General features: G+C 37.8%; 7 protein-coding genes. 6 read left to right on the forward strand and 1 reads right to left on the reverse strand.

The genetic code is table 11. The features are described from left to right. Window positions 1–219 precede the first annotated feature (219 nt). The 6 genes from K8S13_RS06125 (at window position 220) to K8S13_RS06150 (ending at window position 3,645) form a co-directional block, all read left to right on the forward strand. A complete protein-coding gene (locus K8S13_RS06125) occupies window positions 220–1,074 on the forward strand; it encodes a DUF4405 domain-containing protein (RefSeq protein WP_291461243.1) in 855 nt (284 codons plus the stop codon). Between the two features lie 614 nt (window positions 1,075–1,688). Continuing rightward, window positions 1,689–1,838: a hypothetical protein gene (locus K8S13_RS06130; protein ID WP_291461244.1), complete on the forward strand. Its 150-nt coding sequence runs from the start codon at window positions 1,689–1,691 to the stop codon at window positions 1,836–1,838. Window positions 1,839–2,067: 229 nt separating this feature from the next. After that, on the forward strand, window positions 2,068–2,301 hold the full coding sequence (locus tag K8S13_RS06135; protein WP_291461246.1) for a CopG family transcriptional regulator: 234 nt from the start codon (window positions 2,068–2,070) through the stop codon (window positions 2,299–2,301). Next, window positions 2,288–2,545: a type II toxin-antitoxin system RelE/ParE family toxin gene (locus K8S13_RS06140; RefSeq protein ID WP_291461248.1), complete on the forward strand. Its 258-nt coding sequence runs from the start codon at window positions 2,288–2,290 to the stop codon at window positions 2,543–2,545. The genes K8S13_RS06135 and K8S13_RS06140 overlap by 14 nt, the downstream gene beginning before the upstream one ends. 444 nt (window positions 2,546–2,989) lie before the next feature. Further along, entirely contained in the window at window positions 2,990–3,385 is a 396-nt protein-coding gene (locus tag K8S13_RS06145) for a type II toxin-antitoxin system VapC family toxin (protein ID WP_291461250.1), read from the forward strand. After that, window positions 3,385–3,645 (forward strand): type II toxin-antitoxin system prevent-host-death family antitoxin, encoded by a 261-nt coding sequence (locus K8S13_RS06150; protein WP_291461251.1) that lies wholly within the window; start codon window positions 3,385–3,387, stop codon window positions 3,643–3,645. Before K8S13_RS06145 ends, K8S13_RS06150 begins: the two co-directional genes overlap by 1 nt. 102 nt (window positions 3,646–3,747) lie before the next feature. On the opposite strand, the gene K8S13_RS06155 is transcribed toward K8S13_RS06150, so the two are convergent. Further along, window positions 3,748–4,465, reverse strand: a 718-nt coding sequence (locus K8S13_RS06155; RefSeq protein ID WP_291461253.1) for a general secretion pathway protein GspB, incomplete at its 5' end; no start/stop codon positions are given.

Below are 4,465 nucleotides of genomic sequence, written 5' to 3' on the forward strand. Positions count from 1 at the left end.
AAGGCAATAAAAATCTATACTTTTACCCAAGGGAAGAATGGTGTGGCAGTTACCCGGTTAATGTAACAAAAAGTTGAAGTGGAAAAAATCAACTGGTATGATTTGCGGATGATTATGACTCTTTTTTCCATTTAACTTAACGTTTTTTTATGCGATTATGGAATAGCTTGCCTGCTGTCGGATTAACCAATATATAAAACTTTTATAGGAGAATATCTAATGATTACGATAAAAACCCGCAGATTAATCTCTTGGATTTCTTTTTTTTCTTTTGCCGTTCTTGGTATCACAGGATTGGTGATGTACTTCACTCCCCAAGGTAGAATCTCTAATTGGGCTGATTGGTATTTTTTGGGTTTGGCTAAAGAAGATTGGAGCAATATTCATATCATCGTATCAATGCTATTTTTGGTTACAGCAATTTGGCATATTTATTTGAACTGGAAACCTTTGGTTAATTATCTTAAAAATACCCACAAACAAATATCCTTCATCAAGCCTGATTTTATCATAGCCTTGATAATAACTATAGTATTTTCATTGGGAGCATATTTCCATTTACCCCCCTTCAGTTTGGCTCTAAACGGTTTAGAAAAAGTTAAAAATTACTGGGAGGACGAGTATGGGAGTCCACCTTGGGGGCATGCTGAACTGGCTTCAATTAAAGTATTTTGTACCAAAATGAATTTTGATTTAGAAAGTAGTATTGAGTTGCTCAAGAGTGAAGGTTTTAAAGATGTTTCGACAAAAATCAACCTTAAGAATTTCGCCAGTGCAAATAATACATCTCCAAAAGCAATATTAGATCTTTTGAAGACGAAAACCAAAAAAATTAATGATAGGCAAAGTGACAATGATAAAAGCAGAGGGGCAAGCGCACTCAGTGGCCTTGGACGAATGACTTTGGAACATATGTGTCAAAAAGCTGGTATTGGGATTGATAAAGCGATCAAACGACTTGCCAAAAAAGCCGATATACAGGCAACACCCAATATGAAGGTCAAGGAAATTGCTGAAAGAACAGGGGAAACACCTATGGATATTTGGAATATGATACAGAATAAGGGAAATTGAGCCTTAAATAAGACATAGAATATTTATAAAATGGTCAAACATTATGAAAATTGCGGGGAATACAATTCCTATTAACAAGCAAATGAAATAAAAGCCCCGAAAGGCAAAAAGCACGTTTATGAATGGATCAATCAGGTACCCTTAAACGGGACAGCAGATGCTGACCAGGTAAACTTTTTCCAATTTCAGATAATAAACAAGGACAACAAAACGACCTATAAAAACAGCTGGGTCACAGATATTCATATTGATAAAGGTAATATCAGGGATTTGGTTAAAGGTGGGCGTGCTCGATGGGAATGGTTTAAATAACGCATGGGACCTTACAATAGTAGCTCCCAAAAGAATTCACATAGGAAAAAATACTCAAATTATTGTTTTTCATAAAATCAAAGCAAATGACTTTAGATCTTACCTTACTATCAGCAACAACAGATCAAACTATGAGATAAAGGACCTTAAAATCGAAGAGAATACATCCAGACATTTAGCCGTCCCAGGCAGTAACGAAAGAGGGGATTCCAACAGGCCAAACAAATTTGTTGTAGATATTGTTACATACAGGGACACTATGAACCCATTCTTAAAAAAGAGAATAGATAGTGAGGCGGTATATGCTTATCAAAGAGCTTGTTTTAGAAGTCCTTCGGCAGATAGAAGAATCTGCTCAAAAGGTAATTGATCGCTTTCAGGTCATAGACGAGCCAGGCGACTTTACAGATACCCCGGCAGGTATGGAAAAAATGGATGCCACAACTTTTTAGTACAATTCAAAAAATGACAAATGATTTAAAAAATTGAATCAATTTGTATTGTTTTGATCTTCCCCCAAAAGCTGTTATCGCAGTTAATCTACTGGTACTTTTTTTGGAAAATATTTAACAATCAACATGCACTGGATTTCATCGGTGATGTTTATGTTCGCTTTTAAAGTTTTGACATAAAAACGTTATGGCGTTATAGTGTTGGTATTAATAATTTGGAGGTGCAATTATGGCAACATTATCAAAACGTTCAACCATATATTTAGACCCAACTCTTCATCATGCATTACGGATTAAGGCTCTTGAAACATCCTGCTCAATGTCAAAAATAATCAATGAAGCGTTGAGAGAAGCTCTTTCTGAAGATGCTGAAGATCTCGCTGTGTTTGATGAAAGATCTGATGAACCTTTGGTAAGCTATGAACAGATGATCAAGAGGCTTAAACAAGATGGGCGTATATAAGATTTTTTTCAAAAAATCGGTTTGGAAAGATTTTAAATCTATTCCAGATAAAAATTTAATAAAAATTCTTACCTGTATTGAATCTCTTGGTGAAAATCCACGTCAACCCGGATGTAAAAAGTTAAGTGGGAAAGAAAAGTATCGTTTAAGATATGGGCGATACCGTATTATTTATTCCATTCAAGATAAGGAACTTACCATCTGGATAGTCAAAGTTGGGCACCGCAAGAATATATATAGCTAAAGCGAACAAGTCGCCGGAGTGGATCGGGGGCTACTGAGCGGCTCTTAGAGGTTTTGGCTTTAACATAAATTTTAATCATGCAGAGTGTGTCGGCATTAAGCTCCAGGCAGCTAAGCACCGCATTGTTGCATGTATAAAGTAATAATTTGTTGAAAACGGGGCGGATCAAACTGAGCAAGGTGCTGGCGGATGGTAAGGAGGTGATCCTGGAGTAAACGAAACAGTATCAACAATTTTACTCTTAAAAAAGGATCTTTTGCTTGGTGTTTTGGGGTCAAATTTTTAATCTTAATAAAAAAAATATTGCACTATAAAAACAGCCATATAACATGCTACGGATAGCCGCAGTATTTTTTTTCAAGTGATTACCAGCCGTTAGGCAAGTTTGTTCAGCAAAAAACATTCGGCTTGACAAAAAAGATGAGCATAGGTACAATTGTACCCATGAAAATTATAGCAGATACAAATACGTTTTTAGCAGTCACTCTTTATGAGCCAGAACGAGATGAGATTATTAGACTTACTTTAGGTCATGATTTAGTTGCACCTGATGTATTACCCTTTGAAATTGGGAATGCGTTATCAGCTATGCTTAAAAGACGCAGGCTTGAGCCTGACAATCTGCTATCGGTTTGGGATGCTATACAGCAAATACCTGTTGATTTACGCAGCGTTAATATTCGTGAAGCACTAAAAATAGCTTCTCAATTTAACATCTATGCATATGATGCATATTTTTTAGTGTGTGCTATTTCTTTACACAGCCCACTACTTACTCTTGATCGACGTATGAATGAGGTCGCTCAGAGTTTGGGGATTCATATTATGGAGGTGACCTGATGAAAGTCTACACATATTCAGAAGCCAGACAAAAATTTTCTATGGTTCTCGATATTGCCCGTTCTGAAGATGTCATTATCAAACGCCGAGGAGGTGAGACCTTTAGGGTTATATTTAACAAATCACCAAAATCTCCTTTTGATGTTGCAGGGATAAAAACAAAAGCAACAACAAAAGATATTCTTAATGCTGTAAGAGAATCTCGAGCAGGATGTGCCGAACCAAACGCTTGTGGATCGGGGAGGGCTGAGCCACTTTGAAAAGCTTTTTTTCTGTGGTAAATATTCTGGTCCTCGGGGCGGTGAAAAAGAATCGGGATTTTCCGGAACCGGGTACATTTAAACCACGACACTCCCGGATATTCATCGGTATTTAAAGCTCAGTTTGAAATCCTGATTTGAAAGGCGCAGGATTACCTCATCCTTTCCGATATTAATAATGCGGTAGCTTTGGACAAATTCTCCTTCGCCCACTATTTTATTGCTAATCACAGCGATCCGGTCTACAGGGTCTTCTGCCCAGGAAATGGCCTGGATTTTCAGTATCCCGTCCTCCATCGGCATGATATCAGTACCCGGGTTGTTATCAACGGGCTCTTTTTTTTGATCTTGGTTGGAAGGCGGTTGTGAAATTGTTGCAGGTATTATCTTTTTTATATTCATTTTCGGGAGAGTAAAAATTGTTTCATCAACAGGGGGTGACACAGGGGGGATGCTCACTATTTCAGAGACAGCATTGTTTTTCTGAACAGCAGCAGGCAGGGCAGGTATTTTTTGATCATCTTTTTGAGCAGGTGCCATAAAAGAGGCTTGAGGCACGATTTCACAGGGGGATAGCTCGGGCTGAAAATTCTTGTCCGTAAAAAATAGAAAATAAGAAGCAGCAGCTATCACAATCGCAAAGGCCATGGTAAACATCACTTGTTTGGAGCTTATGGGAAATCCATTCCGTTGCCGTTGCATTCTTGAATCCAGCGTGGTCCGAACATTAAATTTTAATGAAGACCCATTTTCGTTTCCCTGTTCGGGGCAATCCTGCTCTGCTCTTTTTAAGGCCCGTAAAATGGTGCTCATTTTAATT

The organism is Desulfobacula sp., from assembly GCF_021107415.1.